This is a genomic window from Winogradskyella psychrotolerans RS-3 (genome assembly GCF_000427335.1).
Taxonomy (GTDB): domain Bacteria; phylum Bacteroidota; class Bacteroidia; order Flavobacteriales; family Flavobacteriaceae; genus Winogradskyella; species Winogradskyella psychrotolerans.
Genome location: NZ_ATMR01000176.1, coordinates 13,160 through 30,740, shown reverse-complemented (window position 1 = coordinate 30,740; position 17,581 = coordinate 13,160). Strand labels below are relative to the sequence as shown.

At 32.0% G+C, this 17,581-nt stretch carries 17 protein-coding genes and 1 pseudogene; 5 read left to right on the top strand and 13 right to left on the bottom strand.

Annotation, left to right across the window (positions count from 1 at the left end; all coding sequences use genetic code 11):
* Positions 1-75: 75 nt before the first annotated feature.
* Complete coding sequence (locus ADIWIN_RS15845) at positions 76-1,068, bottom strand: glycosyltransferase family 2 protein (protein WP_020894532.1); 993 nt, start codon at positions 1,066-1,068, stop codon at positions 76-78.
* A complete protein-coding gene (locus ADIWIN_RS15840; RefSeq protein WP_040757627.1) occupies positions 1,069-1,518 on the bottom strand; it encodes a type I restriction enzyme HsdR N-terminal domain-containing protein in 450 nt (149 codons plus the stop codon).
* A 141-nt stretch (positions 1,519-1,659) separates the two neighbouring features.
* Between ADIWIN_RS15840 and holA (ADIWIN_RS15835) the strand changes: the two genes are divergently transcribed.
* Entirely contained in the window at positions 1,660-2,664 is a 1,005-nt protein-coding gene (gene holA / locus ADIWIN_RS15835; protein WP_040757610.1) for a DNA polymerase III subunit delta, read from the top strand.
* Between the two features lie 394 nt (positions 2,665-3,058).
* Here holA (ADIWIN_RS15835) and ADIWIN_RS15830 read toward each other — a convergent pair whose 3' ends face one another.
* The 5 genes from ADIWIN_RS15830 to ADIWIN_RS15810 form a co-directional block, all read right to left on the bottom strand.
* Positions 3,059-3,289, bottom strand: a complete 231-nt coding sequence (locus ADIWIN_RS15830) for a hypothetical protein (RefSeq protein WP_020894529.1) — start codon at positions 3,287-3,289, stop codon at positions 3,059-3,061.
* Positions 3,290-3,354: 65 nt separating this feature from the next.
* Entirely contained in the window at positions 3,355-4,020 is a 666-nt protein-coding gene (locus ADIWIN_RS15825; RefSeq protein ID WP_020894528.1) for a hypothetical protein, read from the bottom strand.
* A 13-nt stretch (positions 4,021-4,033) separates the two neighbouring features.
* Positions 4,034-4,996 (bottom strand): DUF6175 family protein, encoded by a 963-nt coding sequence (locus ADIWIN_RS15820; protein WP_020894527.1) that lies wholly within the window; start codon positions 4,994-4,996, stop codon positions 4,034-4,036.
* Positions 4,997-5,007: 11 nt separating this feature from the next.
* Positions 5,008-5,235 (bottom strand): hypothetical protein, encoded by a 228-nt coding sequence (locus tag ADIWIN_RS15815; protein ID WP_020894526.1) that lies wholly within the window; start codon positions 5,233-5,235, stop codon positions 5,008-5,010.
* A gap of 301 nt (positions 5,236-5,536) precedes the next feature.
* Complete coding sequence (locus ADIWIN_RS15810) at positions 5,537-6,607, bottom strand: hypothetical protein (protein ID WP_020894525.1); 1,071 nt, start codon at positions 6,605-6,607, stop codon at positions 5,537-5,539.
* Positions 6,608-7,255: 648 nt separating this feature from the next.
* Here ADIWIN_RS15810 and holA (ADIWIN_RS15805) point away from each other — a divergent pair.
* Positions 7,256-7,711: pseudogene (holA, locus tag ADIWIN_RS15805) on the top strand (DNA polymerase III subunit delta); the annotation flags it as partial.
* A 79-nt stretch (positions 7,712-7,790) separates the two neighbouring features.
* On the opposite strand, the gene ADIWIN_RS15800 reads toward holA (ADIWIN_RS15805), so the two are convergent.
* The 3 genes from ADIWIN_RS15800 to ADIWIN_RS15790 all read right to left on the bottom strand — a co-directional run bounded on the left by ADIWIN_RS15800 (position 7,791) and on the right by ADIWIN_RS15790 (position 12,370).
* Positions 7,791-8,867, bottom strand: a complete 1,077-nt coding sequence (locus ADIWIN_RS15800; protein ID WP_020894523.1) for an acyltransferase family protein — start codon at positions 8,865-8,867, stop codon at positions 7,791-7,793.
* A 130-nt stretch (positions 8,868-8,997) separates the two neighbouring features.
* Entirely contained in the window at positions 8,998-11,145 is a 2,148-nt protein-coding gene (locus ADIWIN_RS15795) for a M3 family metallopeptidase (protein WP_020894522.1), read from the bottom strand.
* Positions 11,146-11,656: 511 nt separating this feature from the next.
* Positions 11,657-12,370: a peptidylprolyl isomerase gene (locus ADIWIN_RS15790; RefSeq protein ID WP_020894521.1), complete on the bottom strand. Its 714-nt coding sequence runs from the start codon at positions 12,368-12,370 to the stop codon at positions 11,657-11,659.
* A gap of 2 nt (positions 12,371-12,372) precedes the next feature.
* Between ADIWIN_RS15790 and ADIWIN_RS15785 the strand changes: the two genes are divergently transcribed.
* Together ADIWIN_RS15785 and ADIWIN_RS15780 are read left to right on the top strand one after the other, a co-directional pair.
* Positions 12,373-13,017: an NUDIX hydrolase gene (locus ADIWIN_RS15785; RefSeq protein ID WP_020894520.1), complete on the top strand. Its 645-nt coding sequence runs from the start codon at positions 12,373-12,375 to the stop codon at positions 13,015-13,017.
* 49 nt (positions 13,018-13,066) lie between these two features.
* Positions 13,067-13,867 (top strand): lysophospholipid acyltransferase family protein, encoded by an 801-nt coding sequence (locus tag ADIWIN_RS15780; RefSeq protein ID WP_020894519.1) that lies wholly within the window; start codon positions 13,067-13,069, stop codon positions 13,865-13,867.
* A 254-nt stretch (positions 13,868-14,121) separates the two neighbouring features.
* On the opposite strand, the gene ADIWIN_RS15775 is transcribed toward ADIWIN_RS15780, so the two are convergent.
* Both ADIWIN_RS15775 and ADIWIN_RS15770 read right to left on the bottom strand, forming a co-directional pair.
* On the bottom strand, positions 14,122-14,754 hold the full coding sequence (locus ADIWIN_RS15775; RefSeq protein ID WP_020894518.1) for a DUF8845 family protein: 633 nt from the start codon (positions 14,752-14,754) through the stop codon (positions 14,122-14,124).
* A 4-nt stretch (positions 14,755-14,758) separates the two neighbouring features.
* Positions 14,759-15,253 (bottom strand): RNA polymerase sigma factor, encoded by a 495-nt coding sequence (locus tag ADIWIN_RS15770; RefSeq protein ID WP_020894517.1) that lies wholly within the window; start codon positions 15,251-15,253, stop codon positions 14,759-14,761.
* Positions 15,254-15,389: 136 nt separating this feature from the next.
* Between ADIWIN_RS15770 and ADIWIN_RS15765 the strand changes: the two genes are divergently transcribed.
* Positions 15,390-16,661, top strand: coding sequence for an NAD(P)/FAD-dependent oxidoreductase (locus tag ADIWIN_RS15765; protein ID WP_020894516.1), 1,272 nt, complete (start codon positions 15,390-15,392; stop codon positions 16,659-16,661).
* A gap of 78 nt (positions 16,662-16,739) precedes the next feature.
* Here ADIWIN_RS15765 and ADIWIN_RS15760 read toward each other — a convergent pair whose 3' ends face one another.
* Positions 16,740-17,426 carry a lysoplasmalogenase gene (locus ADIWIN_RS15760; RefSeq protein WP_020894515.1) on the bottom strand — a complete coding sequence of 229 codons (687 nt, stop codon included), beginning with the start codon at positions 17,424-17,426 and terminating at the stop codon, positions 16,740-16,742.
* Between the last annotated feature and the right edge of the window lie 155 nt (positions 17,427-17,581).

The following is a 17,581-nucleotide window of genomic DNA, read 5'->3' as shown; positions in this document are numbered from 1 at the left end:
TAACATAGCAAAATTATGGAAAACAAAAGTTCTCCGACCATGGATTAACATAAATTTTAACAGTTTTATAAATATTTAAAACTGAGTTCGTTTATTTATGAAATAAGACCAAACAATAGTGTTTGTTTCGTAATAACCAGAACGCTTAGAAAGCTGTTTTCGTTGTTTTAAGAGGCGAGGTAAATTATAGTAAAAAGATAGGTGTGCTTTTAAAATAGCAAATAGAAATGCTGGTTTTAGTTGAAACAAGAAACGCATCGCTGCAACACCATCTAATAGCATCCTAAACAAAACTCTAAAAGCCCAATTAGTATCTGCATTTTTTACTAGAGTAAATAAGCTATTTCTAAAATTAAGATAGGTTTTCTTGGGATTAGTATTATTCAAGGTCGCACCACCAACATGATAGACAGTAGAAGTCCCAACATATATTGTGATATAGTTGGCATTAAATGCGCGCCAGCATAAATCAATCTCTTCCATGTGAGCAAAATAGGCTTCATCAAAACCTTTTAAACTTTTAAATACATCGTTTTTTATAAAAAGACACGCGCCTGATGCCCAAAAAATAGTTCTAGTATCATTGTATTGGCCGTTATCTTCTTCAATGGTGTCAAAAATTCGTCCTCTGCAATACGGATAACCGTACTTATCTATGAATCCACCAGCAGCACCAGCATATTCAAAATGTGATTTATTTTTATAGTCTAAAATTTTAGGTTGAATGATAGCTGTATTCTCATTGCTATTAAATTCTGAAATAATAGCTTGAAGCCAATTTTCTGTGACTTCAATATCACTATTAAGTAAGCAGAGTAGAGGTTCTTTAACGTGTTTTAAAGCCTCATTATAACCTTTTGCATAGCCACCATTTTCAACGTTCTGAATTAATACTACATTTGGAAAATGCTCAGAAACAAAACTAACAGAATCATCAGTTGATGCATTATCAGCGACATAAATGATAGCATCATCAGAATGGTTTATAACAGAAGGTAAAAATTGTTCAAGCAAGGCTTTCCCATTCCAGTTTAAAATAACAATCGCTATATCTTTGGTTTGTAACATTTAGTGTGGTGTATAATTGGGAATATCTCTTAAAAAAGAAAACCGTTCTGCTTCAAAATCCATTTCACAATAATAATGATTAAAACCATTAGTTACCATTAAATAGGATGCATTTAAAGCTAAGTTATAACGTGCAATTTGATCAAAAGTAGTCTGATCTATTTGTATGCTGTGCGATTTACATTCTACGATTAAATGAATACTACCGTCGGAATTAAAAATGACAATGTCATAACGTTTTTTTAAGCCATTTATAATCAGTTCTTTTTCAACATTTATCAATGATTTTGGGAATTTTTTCTCATTAATTAGATAATGAACGCAGTGTTGTCTTACCCATTCTTCGGGTTGAAGAATGATAAATTTTTTCCGAATGACATCAAAAATAGAAACTTTATTTTCTGTACTTTTGAAACGGTATTCAAACTTTGGAAAGTTGAGTTCTTGCAACACCTTGGATAGCTTATTTTTTTCAAAGTTAAAGCAGAATAGCACAAATCACAATTTTCAATTACTAAAATCGAAATAATTTAGTGTAAAGCTGAATTAAGCATTTAGAATTTGAAATTTTTAACTTGGTATTTTTATAATTTGGACGAAATAAAAGAAATAGTAGCTGCAATAAAAAAGGGAGATATAAAACCTATCTACTTTTTAATGGGTGAGGAAGCCTATTATATTGATAAAATATCCGATTATATTGAAGAGCATCTTTTAGATGAAACGGAAAAAGGTTTTAACCAAATGGTGCTTTACGGACGCGATGTGTCTATAGACGATATTGTGAGTAATGCTAAGCGTTACCCTATGATGGCAGAACGCCAAGTAGTGATTGTTAAAGAAGCACAAGATTTAAGCAGAACCATAGAGCAGTTGGCAAAATATGCTGCTAACCCGCAACCTTCAACAGTTTTAGTTCTTAACTATAAGTACAAAAAAATAGATAAGCGTAAGGCGTTGTATAAAGCGCTTAAAAAAGATAATGTTGTTTTCGAAAGTAAGAAAATGTATGAAAATCAGGTAGCTGATTGGATTAGACGGGTTTTAGCTGGTCAGGATTATATTATATCTCCAAAGGCAGCTCAAATGCTGGTTGAATTTCTTGGTACCGATCTTAGTAAAATTGATAACGAACTTAAGAAACTTAAGATCGTTTTACCAGCAGGGACTCAAATTACACCAGAGCATATTGAGGAAAATATTGGTATAAGTAAAGATTACAATAATTTTGAACTACGCAAAGCAGTTGGTAGTAGAAATGCAGTAAAGGCACACCAAATTGCTAAGTATTTTGCTGAAAACCCAAAGGATAATCCTATAGTTGTTTCTGTTGCTTTGTTGTTTAAATTCTTTTCAGACTTATTACATCTTCATGGTATGTCTGACAAAAATCCACGTAGTGTGGCTTCGGCATTAAAAGTGAATCCTTATTTTGTTAATGAATATTTAGATGCTGCTCGTAATTACCCCATGAAAAAAGTGAGTTATATTATTGGTGTGCTTCGCGAAACAGATGTTAAAAGCAAAGGTGTAGGTGCTAATGCAATACCTCAAGGCGACTTACTTAAAGAACTGTTAGTTAAAGTTTTGGGGTAGTGTAATTATTTATATTATTTATGGTTTATAAAGTATGAGATTAACTTTCTTTCCTTCACTTTATAAATAAAGATTTTAACTCTCCTTTACTTTTTATATGTTTAACAATAGAATGTCCATCTTCTTCTTCTTCTTCTTCTTCTTCTTCTTCATTGGCATGTAAAATTATATTATTATTTAACTTTTCAGCATGTCTTTTGTCAAGAATATGTTTAGGAGAGTAATTTATTTAAAATACATTTAGCATATATAAACTAGGGCTGTCTATTAAAGATTGTTCATCATCTTTTTTTTAAATTCAGATCAAAAAAGAAATTAAAAGAGTTTAGATTTTAGAAATCTATAACTTTAGATTTTTTGCAATGGTTAGTAGTTTTATAAATAGGCATTTATATCACCACCAACCTTTTATATTATAAACATTTTTTGGTTGATTATTGGCTTGAGCAACACCAATATCTCTAACAGCGTCAATTAATGCTTTTTCTTTATCCTCTCTGTTTTTATATTGTTTCATTTTAAAATCCCATTCTCTTTGATCTAATTCTTGTATTCTCTGTCCGATGCGTTGAGATAATTTCACTCCTTCTTCATAACATTTAGAATCTGGGTCTATTAAAGACAAATGAGTAGAAGCTTTATTTGCGGAATTAGCGTCTAACCCTGCATTCCATTCATTATTGGCATTCGTTACATGGTATTCACACTCGTTATCAATTTTTCTTTAAAAACAATGGCAACTTGATCCATGGCTGTTTCATAACATTCCTTAGTGACTTGAGGGATTTCCATCAGCTTAGAAATTGCCACATTATAGTGTTTTTTGCTTTTTGCTGCTTCTGCTTCTTTAAGAATAAAATCACATTGAGAATTATAATATTCTATAATCTTCACTTTACCTTGATCTACAAAATTTTTAAAAATTGGGTTTTTAGCTTTAATTTGTTTAATAGCTGAAATGTACGCCTTAGTATCACTTGTGCCAACGCCTTTTACTTTTAATGTTTCTGATGAGAATAAAGTTCCTTTCATTCCATCTCCAATATAAAAATAGACTTCAAGAGTAATGACTACTTTCCTCGGAGGACCAGGAAGAACTTCTTTAAATAATAGCGTAATATTTGGTGTAATTATAAATCTTGAATTTTGAGATCCACCCATGCCATTCATGGTCGCTATTTGGTTTAATTTATTTTCTAATAAATTTTTAGCAGAACCTGGTAAACCATCAATTTGATCAGACACATAAGTAGAGATTTGTATTCGACCTAAATCATCTGTTTTTCCTAGCGAGTTCTGACCGAATGAGAAAGAGAATAACAGAATAAAAATAAGTGTATTTAAATAGTATTTCATAGTCAATGTTTAATTATTTAGACCCTAAATAAAGCGTTGCTTCACCTAAACCTCTAATAGTTAGTTTATTTACAATTCCAAGATCTTTGAGATAGTCACTTAAGCCCTTAGCCCAATTTCTAGCATCCAATCCTCTGATTTTCCCATTTCTCTCGTATGTCATTGGTATTCTAACTTGTTCAAAATTCATCATTGTAGCCTCTGCGTCCATAGTTGTATACGACCCATTTACACTGTTAGCATCTAACCAATTTTCAATTAAAAAACTTAACTCATCATCACCAAAATTATCAGATTCTAAATCGTATTCCCAGTCATCCCATACGCGAATGCCTAAGTTCACTTCTCTACCTTTTTCAAACCATCCTTCAAAAGTAGTTTGTAAACTTGCTAGAAATTTATCAATTCGAGAACTCACAGCTTCTTCTAATAAAATAGGTAATGGGCTAGAAAAATCGGGAGCTCCAGTACCTGAAGTTTCTGCTATTTGTTTTCCTGTATAAGCGTCTAAACCTCTAAGTATAAAAGTAACTTGCTTTTCAAGTCCATTATCAGTAATAGCCCAGCTCATTTCTAAAATAATATCGGCTTTAGCTGCTTTTTTTAGGGCATCAATAGGGGTTTCCGAAACTTCAGACCCCGTATTTTTTGATGATCTTAATTCTTGTTCTGCGCTTTTTGCTTCTACTTTTTTAAGTTCGGCAGATAGGTCTTTTGCACTAAATCCTCTTTCGCTTAATAATCCATTAATTTGGGTAATCACCAAGGCTAAATCACTATTACGTTGAAGTGCCATTTGGTATAAGGGGATGTCTTTAACCACCCCTTGATTATCTATTGTCTGAGAGTATCCATTTTCATAACACCAAGTATCAGCAGGTACGACCATAAGAGTCGGTTTTTTTGCTTGAGAAAACGATAAGTTTATAGCCAAAAGAGTACTAAATAATACTAATATTTGTTTTTGTAATTTCATTTTTATAAATTTTAAAACCCGCTATCTAGTGATTTTATAATGTTTTCTTCTTCTAATTTTTTTCTTAATAGAGTCACATTAACAGTAACTAGAGTACCTATTCTGTACTCTTTTTTACCCACTTTCATTCTATCTGTCACACCCTCTATTACATTAACATATTTGCTAAAGTTATTGAGGTCTTTATTTCCTTTGCTTTCAAAAAACTCTTTAAAAAAGTCTTCAAACTCTGTTTCCAAGCTAGAAGACCTGGCTAAAGCTGGTTTTTTTGTACACTTTGTGCCTTGCCCATCAATGCCTTGAAAAATAACAGCATGAACAGCATTTTTAGAAGCTTGTACTCTTGCAATACTTTCGTCTCTTAATATGGAATAAACTTTAAGAGTGTATGTCCCTGCAGCAGCTTCTCCAACACATTCAACATCATAATTCCATTTAGCAGTTTCTATATCCGCCTTTTTTTGTTTCTTTTAGATTGCGCATTTGCTGTACCAATTGCAAAAAATAGAATTGAAATTAAAATTAATGTCTTTTTCATAATTATTTAATTTGTCTAATTAACATTCCTGAAGCTAAATTCTTTACTTTTCCTTTAAAAAGTGTTTTACCTAACTCTTTTTCTTTTCCTTCAGAAGCACCGTAGCGATTATCCCAAACTTGTTTTTTATCCACTTTAATAGATGCTATTTTCTTGTAAGTTATTTCGTTTGTTTCGCTGTCCCATATTTCTTCAAGTACTTCAAAGTTTTCACCCCCCTCTAAACCTTCTTTCATACCTATTTTAGAATAAATTTCACCATCTTCAATTACAATAGGAGACTTGGCCTTGAAAACGTCATGGTTTTTTTGAAGTTTGGCATAAACCTGATCTACATTCCTGATTGTAGATAATTCGATGATCTGTTCTTCTGTTCTTTTCTCCTTTAAAGAAAATGTGACTAGACTTGAAGCTTTTTCTGTACCAATAAATTCAAAGTTAACATCCAGTGAAGCAAAGGTTACATCTTCACCATTTCTTTTAGCCTTAATTATTTCCCCTAGTTCTGACCACGTTTTTTCTGTCCAATCTAAACGATATAGCCATGCTGTTGTCCAAACAGAATACCCTTCTTTTGTTTTATTATATATTTTTTCAGAACCCTTTAATGCTAAATCTCTAGCTAAACTTGACAATTCATTTGCTGCTGCATCCGTTGTTTGTTTGATGGCTAATGCAATTGGCTCATTAGAAACAAAATTCATTTTTGTAAAAACTACAAATGTGTTTTTTATTAAATTCTTACCTGAATTCTGAAGTTCATTAAGACCTCTAGTGGTTGTTTCTGCCTCAGATATTTCTTGAGCACTTGCACTGTAAATACCTCTGTCTTGAATAAGTTTCATTGGGAGGTAGTCTTCTTGACCAAATTGATTCAGATTAAACCACTTAGAAACCAATTCAAAAGGTAGTTTTTTTGCTTTAATAAATTTATCAATCTCATATTGTACTTCAGAATTATTGCTAATTGCTCCGGCTGTGACATCAGAAGCAGCTCCAGATAGCGCGCTATTAATCATTTTATTAGTTTCACTTTTATTAATACCAAGCGCCTCTCTCTCCTCATCTGTCAAAGTATAATCCGATCTGTTAAAAGAACTTAATTCAATCCTGTGATCGTTGTATTTTTCTGGAAATGGCCAAGCTTCATAATTCTTAGTAACTAAATCTGAATTTTCAAAACTTTCTCCAACTATTAAAATATTATGAAGAGAGCTTCTTTGGTATTTTTTTCTTCTACATTACTTTTTTGAGCCGTAACTGCTTGAATAGCGAACATTAAAATTGATAGAATAAAAATGTTTTTTTTGTTTTCATCTTTGTTTATTTTTAATTGTTTTGAAAGGTGTATGTTGAATGTGATTTTTTTGTGTAAATACCTCGTACATGAACCTGAATCTACTTTTGTATGCGTTTTAGTTTAAATTATTTTTCTATGGTTTCGTATGCATCTTATGGTAGGCTCGGATTTTAGTTTTTAAGCTTTACAAACATAATTCAGCTTGTGGGAAATTATCTACGGGTTTCCGTAATCGAATAATTATTATTCAATTGTTTATTATAGAATACTGGGGGTCAGGGAGGTGTTAAAAAAAATATTATTTATATAGAGGTTTTTTTTAATCTCATTTTTGAGATATAGCTACAGATTAAAGTGATTTTACACTGTTAATCTCCTCTTCTGATGTTCTTGTTCGTAGAAAAATTAGATAGTCGGAAATAAACTTAAGATCGTTTTACCAGCAGGGACTCAAATTACACCAGAGCATATTGAGGAAAATATTGGTATAAGTAAAGATTACAATAATTTTGAACTACGCAAAGCCGTTGGTAGTAGAAATGCAGTAAAGGCACACCAAATTGCTAAGTATTTTGCTGAAAACCCAAAGGATAATCCTATAGTTGTTTCTGTTGCTTTGTTGTTTAAATTCTTTTCAGACTTATTACATCTTCATGGTATGTCTGACAAAAATCCACGTAGTGTGGCTTCGGCATTAAAAGTGAATCCTTATTTTGTTAATGAATATTTAGATGCTGCTCGTAATTACCCCATGAAAAAAGTGAGCTATATTATTGGTGTACTTCGCGAAACAGATGTTAAAAGCAAAGGTGTAGGTGCTAATGCAATACCTCAAGGAGACTTGCTTAAGGAGTTATTAGTTAAAATCTTAGGTTAATTTTTTTTATTGTCTATAATTGATTTGGCTTTTATTACAAGTGAAATACGAGCTACAATTTAGCACTTATTTTTTCTGATTACTTTAAGTATTTGCTTGTTAGTTGTTTCAATTTAACTTTCAAGTAATTTGAGGCTCTACGTTCATAAAATTCACTTAAAATATATGATAACAGAATCATAAGAAAAGTTGTCGAAATTACTACGACATATTTATTCGTGTCATTTCCTAAATTATCGAAAATAATGTATCCAATTTTCTGATGAATTAAGTAAAGAGGATAGGTCAACATTCCAATTTTTATAAATTTTGAAGAATTGATACTTCTCAGTTTACCACAGGCCACAAGTAATATGAGTAAGTAAAATATAACAATGATGCTGCAAGCAATTAGCGGAGAGAATTCAATATTAAAATGATTTGCTTTTTTAGCCGTTTCAGTTATAGTATGTTGTATGGATGTAAATAATGCAATGGATAATAATAGAGCATATTTTATATTTAATTTACTTTTATAAATCTGATATAAAATCATGCCTGCAATAAAGTAAGAGCTCCAGTCTAAAATGAAAAGCGATTTACCAATTCTAAAGATAAAAAGTTCACTAAAATAGAGATACAATACCGAAAGCGTCAGCCAGGTATAAATTAAATAATCTAGTTTTATTGGTTTAAATTTATTTAAAACTAAATATGAACCAATGATGAAAATATAGAATTTCATTTCTATAAACAGCGTCCAATAAACGCCATCAATACTTTCAACTCCTAGGTAATTATGAAACATCGAAAGGTTTAGAATAAACTGCACTAATTCGGCTGTAAATTTAGGAACGCCAAATAAAAATATTACAACGAAAGTTATTAAAACACATATCCAATAAATGGGATATAATCTTGATAGTCTTGAAATTATAAATTTGATCAACGATCTATCTTTGATCGACAATGAGATCACAAACCCACTAATAATGAAGAATATATTTATACCTAAAAAACCATATTTGAAGTAATCACTAATTTCACTAAAGTCTAAATCAGATAAATTATCTGCCGCATAGCCTCTAAAAAAATAATGATAAAGAACAACAATTAAAGCCGCAAAAAACCGAAACAAGTCTAGTTGATAAATTCTATTTTTTGATTTTATGGACACTATCTAAATGTTTAATAGCGCATAAATACAAATTATAAATTTCCCAAAGTTACATTCCAAGATTTTTTTTAAACGGCAATTTTGTTATTCTTTATCATTTTTAAATACCTGAACTAAGAAATAAGTCTAACTATTTAGTCTCAGGAACAGGAAATCCACGATCTTTCATTAAGGCTTCAATCTTAGCATCACGTCCTCTAAATTTTCTATAAGCTTCTGCAGGATCCATAGCGTTACGAGGTGCAAACAAATACTTCACTAATTTATCAGCAACTGTTTTGTCATAAAAACCACCTTCAGATTCTCTAAACGCTTTAGAAGCATCACTTGTTAAAACATCTGCCCACATGTAACCATAATAAGCGGTTGCATAACCTTCTCCAGAGAAAACGTGTCCAAACTGTGGTGTTCTGTGACGCATCGGTAATTCTTTTGGCATACCCAATTCGTCTAAAGTTTCTCGTTCAAATTTATCAATGTCAATATCTGTTGGGTCTGCTAAGTGCAATTTCATATCAATTAAAGCAGAGGCTAAATATTCTGTGGTTCCGAAGCCTTGGTTAAATGTAGAAGCATTTTTTATTTTCTCAACTAAAGCTGCTGGGATTGGTTCTCCTGTTTTATAATGTACCAAAAATTGATTGATGACTTTATCTGTAGATAACCAACGCTCTAATAGTTGCGACTGGAACTCTGTGTAATCTCTAACTCCTCCATTTAAGGTTGGATATTTTACATCGGCAGAGAAGAAGTGAAGGGCATGACCAAATTCATGAAAAAATGTCGTTGCATCATCCCATGATACTAAGACAGCTTCCCCTGGCGCTGGTTTTACAAAGTTAGAATTGTTAGAGGCTAAAACATTTTTTTCTCCTTCAAAAGAATCAGAACTTCTATAGGTTGTTGCCCAAGCACCAGAACGTTTACCTTGACGCGCAAATGGGTCTAAATACCATAAACCAATATGTTTTCCAGAATCTTTGTCGGTAACTTCCCATACATTTACATCCTCATGAAATACCGGAACTGAGCCTTCTGCAACCGGTGTGAATTTATAATTAAACAATTCGCCAGCCGTAAAGAACATAGCTTCTGTTAGTTTGTCTAATTGTAGATACTGCTTCACTTCGTCACTATCTAAATCGTATTTCTTTTTACGTACTTTTTCTGCGTAGTATCTATAATCCCATGGTTCTATAGTAATGTTGTCGCCAAGTTCGTTAGCCACTGTTTGCATATCGGCAACTTCTTCTTTTACTCTGGCAGTTGCAGCTGGCCAAACAGCCATCATTAAGTCCATTGCGTTTTCTGGTGTTTTTGCCATACGATCTTGCAATCTCCATTCTGCATAATTGTCATATCCCATTAAACCGACACGTTCTTTACGTAGTTTTAATATTTCAGCAATAATTTTATTGTTATCGTACTCATCTCCATTGTCTCCTCTAGAATAATAGTTTTCCCAAACTTGTTTACGCAATTCGCGTTCTGTAGAGTAGGTAAGGAATGGATCCATTGACGAGCGTGAATTGGTAATAGCATATGTTCCGGTTTCACCTTTATCTGTTGCTATTTTTGCCGCTGATTTTATAAAACCATCTGCTAAACCGCCTAATTGATCTTCTTTTAAATACGTGATATAATTTTCTTCATCATGCAGTACATTATTTGCGAAATCAGTATAAAGTGTAGATAATTCTTTGTTGATTTCAGCATAGCGCTTTTTCTTTTCAACATTAAGATTGGCACCATTCATTTCAAACTGCTTGTAGGTTAAATCCACTACACGCTGTGCTTGCGATTCTAAAGGTGTTTCTTGAGACGCATCATAAACAGTTTTTATACGCTGAAATAATTTTTCGTTCTGAGAGATCTCTGATCTAAAATCTGAAAGTTTTGGTGCTAACTCGGCTTGTACAGCTCTAAATTCAGGTGAAGACACATTACTTCCCATAATTCCATAGTAGGTAAACACACGACTAAGTTCTTTCCCTGTACTTTCCATAGCCACAATTGTGTTTTCAAAAGTTGCAGATTCAGGGTTATTAGTAATAGTCTCAATCTCAGCAAGGTTAAGTTTCATAGCTTCTTCCATTGCTGGTTTTATGGCTTCGACTGAAACTTTATCAAAAGCAGGAACACCTTTATAAGGTCCTGTCCATTTCTGGATTAATACATTATCACTCATGGTTTTTTCGGGAATTTTGGTTTCTTCTTTACAGCTAGAAAAAAGTACAATGCTACAAATTAAGGTAGCCTTAATCGATTTAGATATCATAATTGGTGGTTTTTATAAGGAAAACAAGGTACTGAAAATAGGGAGGATATTTCTTAAATATTTTATAATTCTTAAGTCAGGTTACACAGCAATTAAATGTGTTTCAAAGAAATGAATCATAAATTATGAGTTATAAAAATAGACACATCTGTTATCTTTCATATTGAAGCTTTGCGACTTTTGCGTCTTAGCGGAAAAAATTACACTGAGATTCATGGAGTATTCACAGCGACTCACAGAGAAAAAGGTTGCCACCAGTTTCACATATCATATAAAAATATACGATTTAGTAATCTTTTACTTTGAATCTTTTTTTTGATTTTCAACTTTGCGCCTTTTACGCCTTAGTGAAATAAAATCACACTGAGATTCACGGAGTGCTCACAGAGACTCGCAGAGAAAAAGGTTGTCACCGGTTATACAAATCGTTATATTAAAAAATACACGCTTCCATATGACTTTATAACTTTGACTCTTCGTGTCTTTTCAACTTTATGACTCTACCATAAAATCACTCAATCAACTCCACCTTTCTAATATAAACATTACTTAGAGGCCAATCTCCGTCATCGGTTTTTACATTCGCAATTTTATCTACGACATCCATCCCAGACGTGACTTCACCAAAAACAGTGTAATCACCATCTAAATAATCTGCTCCACCGTCGCGTTGAATTATAAAAAACTGAAAAGGCGAGGCTAGTTTATAAGCATTTTCAATTTCGCTACTTGGCATAGAAATCGCGCCTCGTTTATGAGTATAACCTCTTTTTGTATCTGGTGGTAACAAGTAATTACCAATTTTCTGTTGTCTTTCGGCAATATTATAATCGTCACTACTGCCTCCTTGAATAACAAAGTTTTTGACGACTCTATAAAACAGTGTGCCATTAAAATATTGGCGTTTCGTTAGGTAAACGAAATTGGCTCTATGGAATTTGGTTTTATCATACAGCTGAATTTCTATAATTCCAAAATCAGTGGTTATTCTTACCTTATCTTCTTTGTTTTCTTTTTCATATTTTAAAAAGAATTCCATCGCGTTGTTATCTGTAAGTAACGGGAATTCTGATGTGGCTGGCTTTTTTGATTCAACTTTTGGTTTCGATTTAATAGAATCTTTTACAACTGTTGTATTTGTTTTTTTTGAAGTTTGTTTATCTTCACAACTCAGAAGTAATAATCCAAATCCAATAATCATTGGAAACACTAATTGAAATCTCATAAATGCTTTTTAATACGTTTTTAGAATCTGTAGTAAAAATAAAACATCTTGAGCTTTCAGGCGAAGACTCTCATGCAAAAATGTCTCCACCTTATCGGCTGGACTTGGCAAAAAAAATGAAAGAGAAGTCTAAAACTGCTAGAAAGGCTGGAGTTATGGCGTTATTTTACCCAAATACTAATGATGAAACCTATCTCGTTCTCATTCTTCGCAAAACGTATAAAGGAGTGCATTCTGCCCAAGTAGGTTTTCCTGGTGGTAAATATGAAGATGAGGATGATAATGATTTAATGGTTACGGCAATTAGAGAAACAGAGGAAGAGATTGGTGTAAACCCATTACATATAGATGTTTTAAAAAAAATGTCACCATTATACATTCCTCCAAGTAATTTTATGGTGCATCCTTATATTGGTATTTCAAAAGAATATTTAATTTTTACCAAACAAGATGAAGAAGTAGAAGCTATTATTGAAGTATCGTTGAGTGATTTTTTAAGTGACAATAAAATGTTAAACACAAGAGTACCAACATCTTTTAATGAGGAGGTTGATGTGCCAGCTTTTAAATTTAATGGCCATATTGTTTGGGGAGCAACCGCAATGATGCTTGGAGAAATAAAAGACTTGTTAAAACAAGTTTTATAATTTAACTTAATGGTTACATTTGTAATTGACAAAATTTGAAAAATTTACTATGGGATTATTTAAAAGAAATCCTTTTGGACATATACTTTGGGTTAAAAAATGGTTGATTAGAATCTTAGGTGCCTTAACGCATCGTCGTTTTAGAGGATTTAATGAATTACAGATCGAAGGTTCAGAAATCATTAAAAATCTTCCAGACAATAACGTCTTATTCATTTCTAATCATCAAACCTATTTTGCAGATGTAATTGCAATGTTTCATGTGTTTAATGCTAGTTTAAGTAATCGTGATGATTCTATTAAGAATATAGGATATCTATGGAATCCTAAGCTTAATGTGTACTATGTAGCTGCAAAGGAAACTATGAAATCTGGACTTTTACCAAAAGTTTTAGCTTATGTAGGTTCTATAAGTATTGAACGTACATGGAGATCACAAGGTAAGGATGTTAACCGCCAGGTAAAAATGAGTGATATTTCTAGTATTGGGAAAGCTTTAGATGATGGTTGGGTTATAACATTTCCGCAGGGAACAACTACACCATTTAAACCGATTAGAAAAGGAACTGCTCATATTATTAAACGCTACAAACCTATTGTTATACCAATTGTTATTGATGGTTTTAGGCGTTCGTTTGATAAAAAAGGGTTACGCGTTAAAAAGAAAAATATATTTCAATCTTTTGAAATAAAAGCTCCTTTAGAAATAGATTACGAGAATGAATCTATTGATTCTATCGTTGAAAAAATTGAATATGCTATTGAGCAACACCCTTCATTTTTAAAAGTAATTCCGCAAGACGTACTTGAGGAAAATGAGCGTTTAAATAAGGAATTGCGCGATATGTAGATTTTAGTCTTCATAAAATTCCATCTTATGGTTCAAAAGTGTAATGCTTTCAATTAGGATAGATACTTATCCTTTGTAATCTTTGAGTCGTCATAATGAGCATTACGAGTTATGTAAATCTTATATATAGAGCACTATAATTGAGCTATACGTTTTAGATTTTAAGGCGTGGAGAAAAACTGAGTTCATAATCACAATGGGTTATGAACTCAGTTTTTTATTATAGAAAGTTACTTCGTAAATCTTAAAACACCTTAAACTTCCATCTTCTTTAATTCATTATAGTTTCTGTTTAATCGTTTTAGAAGTATCCCGTAAATTAGCTTATAAAATAACCAAAATACTAATATGAATACGCCTGTTAATAAAACAGTAAATCCATAAAGGAATAGCATTTGTTTAGAGTTAAAGGCTTCAACTTGATCGTGAAACTCTATATTTTGATTAAACTCAAAATAGAATGTTAATGGTACAGAAATAAAAATCACGACTAAATTATAAATCACATAGTATTTAATAATTTTACGTGTTTTTAAAATACTCTCCATCAATTTTTTTGCACTGTCTGTGGTAGAAATTGATTTATAGGATTTATACAATAAATATATAAACATAAAGATTACAATAAATCCAAAGATTGTAATACCAACAAACACAGGGTTGTGATAACTCTTATCTAAACTCTCTTTATAAGTATCAGACGAAAAATAAGGTAAAACATTTATAAGAATCCATAACCCTAACTCTGCAACACTTATATAAAATAAGGTTTTTACAATGCTAGACGATTTTTTATGACTCATTTTATAGATATCACTATCTGTAAATGATTTATATTGATTCTCGGATTTATTCCAATCCTTCTTTAATAATTCTAATTCATCCATAATGTTACGGATTAAGTATGGTTTTTAATTTCTTTTTAACGCGATTCATTTTCACTCGTGCATTCACTTCAGATATCCCCAAAGTCGCGCTTATTTCTCTGTAATCCTTGTCTTCTAAATACAAGAAAACTAAAGCTTTTTCAATATCATTTAATTGATGTACAGCTTGGTACAAGAGCTTTAATTGCTGCTCTTCTGTATCATCATATTCTTCCGCTTTTATTTTAAACTCAACGGAGTCAAATTCCTGCGTATTTATACTTCTTTTCGATTTTCTGTATAACGTAATTGCGGTATTTAACCCTACACGATACATCCAAGTGCTAAATTTAGCATCTCCTCTAAATTTAGGGAAGGCTCGCCATAATTGTATGGTGATTTCTTGAAACAAATCGTTATGCGCATCTGCATTGTTGGTGTATAATCTACACACCTTATGCACAATGTTTTGATGCTTTTGCAACTGTTCTACAAAACTATGTTCTAGTTCTTTGTTCAATTGATGAAATTAGTTGGTTATCTAATTAGTAGTAAGAGTTTCTATTTTGTTACAAATTTATTCAACAATTGTTTTAAAAGACAATTTTAGGTTTGATAATTCGTATTTTTGTAGCCGAAATTACAATAGATATTTAATGAATATTCCACAGTCTAATCTACCAAGAATCGTCATCATAGGCGGTGGTTTTGCTGGTATAAATTTAGTAAAATCCTTGGCTAATAAAAATGTTCAAGTGGTCTTAATAGACAAACGTAACTACCATACGTTTCAACCTTTATTATACCAAGTATCTAGTTCTGGTTTAGAGCCAGATTCTATTGCGTATCCACTTCGAAAGATTATAAAAAAGCATCATACTACATTTTTTCGTTTAACTGAGGTTGAGCAAATTCTACCAGAAAAGAACGAAATCATTACGTCTATTGGTCATTTAGCTTATGATTACTTGGTTCTTGCTACAGGAACAAAAACTAATTATTTTGGTAATAAGGCGATTCAATCCTCTAGCATGCCAATGAAAACGGTACCACAAGCTTTAGATATAAGAAGTCTTATTTTACAGAATTTTGAAAAAGCAGCCATTGCAGATTCAAAAAGTGAGCGTGAAGCATTTCTTAATTTTGTGATAGTTGGAGCAGGACCAACAGGAGTAGAGCTCGCTGGTGCAATAGCAGAACTGAAGAATAATATTTTACCGCGAGATTATCATGATTTAGATCCTGATGATATGCACATTCATTTATTGGAAGGTGCAGATCGTGTATTGCCACCAATGAGTGAACATGCTTCAAAAAAGGCAACAAAATTTTTAAATAAATTAGGTGTCAAAATACATTGTAACACGTTTGTAAAGCATTATGATGGTACAACGGTAACAACTAATTCTGAATTAAAATTAGAATCTGAAACCTTAATTTGGGCTGCTGGTGTTACAGGTGCTCCCGTACAAGGATTAAATGCGGAGGCTATAATAGAAGGAGCAAACCGTTATAAAGTGAATCAATTTAATCAAGTTGAGGATTACGCTAATATTTTTGCTGTTGGAGATATTGCTTTAATGGCTTCTGAAGCGTATCCTAAAGGGCATCCTCAAGTTGCGCAGCCAGCCATACAACAAGGTAATTTATTAGGGAAAAATTTATTGCGATTAATTGAAAATAAGCCCTTGAAACCCTTTGTTTATAAAGACAAAGGCTCCATGGCAACGATTGGAAGAAATAAAGCCGTTGTGGATTTAAAACATTATAAATTTGGTGGTTTTTTTGCTTGGTTTATTTGGATGTTTGTACACTTGATGTCTTTAGTAGGTTTTAGAAATCGCGTTATTGTACTGTTTAACTGGACGTATAACTACATCAATTTTGATAAAGCAGCACGACTTATTATCAGGCCATTTAAAAAGTAGGTGGCCATGTCATCGTAGGATAATGACTGTCTTTTAAATGATTAGGAACTAAAAGGTTATGATCTTCAAAGCGATCTGTTATTTTAGAATCACTTCATATTTGAGCTTTAAAATCCCAATCACAATTAAATATTGGGCTAGAGCATAGGTTATCATAATGCTATAATCAGAATAGTTTAGAGAGGCATAGAACTTATTAAGTGCCAAAATACTATCAGAAATCATAAATAATATAGTTCCTAAAAAGACGAGACCATAACTCAATATATTTACCTTGTCTTTTCTTAAATAAGCTGCAGTGGCCATGCTTAATATAACTAGCATATAAATGACAACAGGAATGAACATATCTCCTAAATTTCCATTTAAAAAATAGAATAAGATCGCTGCATAAACGAGTAATACTGCTATAAATCCTAAAGGTGATTTTTGCTTGTTTCTATGTTTCAAAAAGACAAAAACATACATCACATGAGCTGTTAAAAAAGCAACCAATCCCAATGTAAAAAAGTGAGATGATTTATCTACAAACATCAGTAATATATCTCCTAGAACTGAAAAAAACAAAGCTAAAAGCGTTAAGTTTTTTATCGTTTTAGGCAGTGACTCAGACGTTTTTAAAAACAAAACACTAAGACTAATCACAATAGCAGGTTTTGCTATGTAATGTATTGTGTTTAGCGATGCTACACTTCCTGTTACAAGTTCAATAAGTACAATTATAAAGAATAAAATGCTGAATAGTTTTTCGGTATGAGATAACATGTCTGTTGGTTTTTAGTAACGATGCTTTATGGATAGAACCAAATATATTCAATTCGTCATTGATATTATACAGTTCAGTATAATAGAATTCATGCAGATTTAAAAATAGGTCAAATTTGTCTCATCAACAAAAAACGAACCTTTAATCACCAATC

What these genes read in the sequence shown, in the direction of transcription:
- ADIWIN_RS15765 (WP_020894516.1), top strand. Translation starts at nt 15,390, where the DNA reads ATGAATATTCCACAGTCTAATCTACCAAGAATCGTCATCATAGGCGGT.
- ADIWIN_RS15760 (WP_020894515.1), bottom strand. Translation starts at nt 17,426, where the DNA reads ATGTTATCTCATACCGAAAAACTATTCAGCATTTTATTCTTTATAATT.
- ADIWIN_RS15795 (WP_020894522.1), bottom strand. Translation starts at nt 11,145, where the DNA reads ATGATATCTAAATCGATTAAGGCTACCTTAATTTGTAGCATTGTACTT.
- ADIWIN_RS15780 (WP_020894519.1), top strand. Translation starts at nt 13,067, where the DNA reads ATGGGATTATTTAAAAGAAATCCTTTTGGACATATACTTTGGGTTAAA.
- ADIWIN_RS15775 (WP_020894518.1), bottom strand. Translation starts at nt 14,754, where the DNA reads ATGGATGAATTAGAATTATTAAAGAAGGATTGGAATAAATCCGAGAAT.
- ADIWIN_RS15790 (WP_020894521.1), bottom strand. Translation starts at nt 12,370, where the DNA reads ATGAGATTTCAATTAGTGTTTCCAATGATTATTGGATTTGGATTATTA.
- ADIWIN_RS15825 (WP_020894528.1), bottom strand. Translation starts at nt 4,020, where the DNA reads ATGAAATACTATTTAAATACACTTATTTTTATTCTGTTATTCTCTTTC.
- ADIWIN_RS15845 (WP_020894532.1), bottom strand. Translation starts at nt 1,068, where the DNA reads ATGTTACAAACCAAAGATATAGCGATTGTTATTTTAAACTGGAATGGG.
- ADIWIN_RS15785 (WP_020894520.1), top strand. Translation starts at nt 12,373, where the DNA reads ATGCTTTTTAATACGTTTTTAGAATCTGTAGTAAAAATAAAACATCTT.
- ADIWIN_RS15820 (WP_020894527.1), bottom strand. Translation starts at nt 4,996, where the DNA reads ATGAAATTACAAAAACAAATATTAGTATTATTTAGTACTCTTTTGGCT.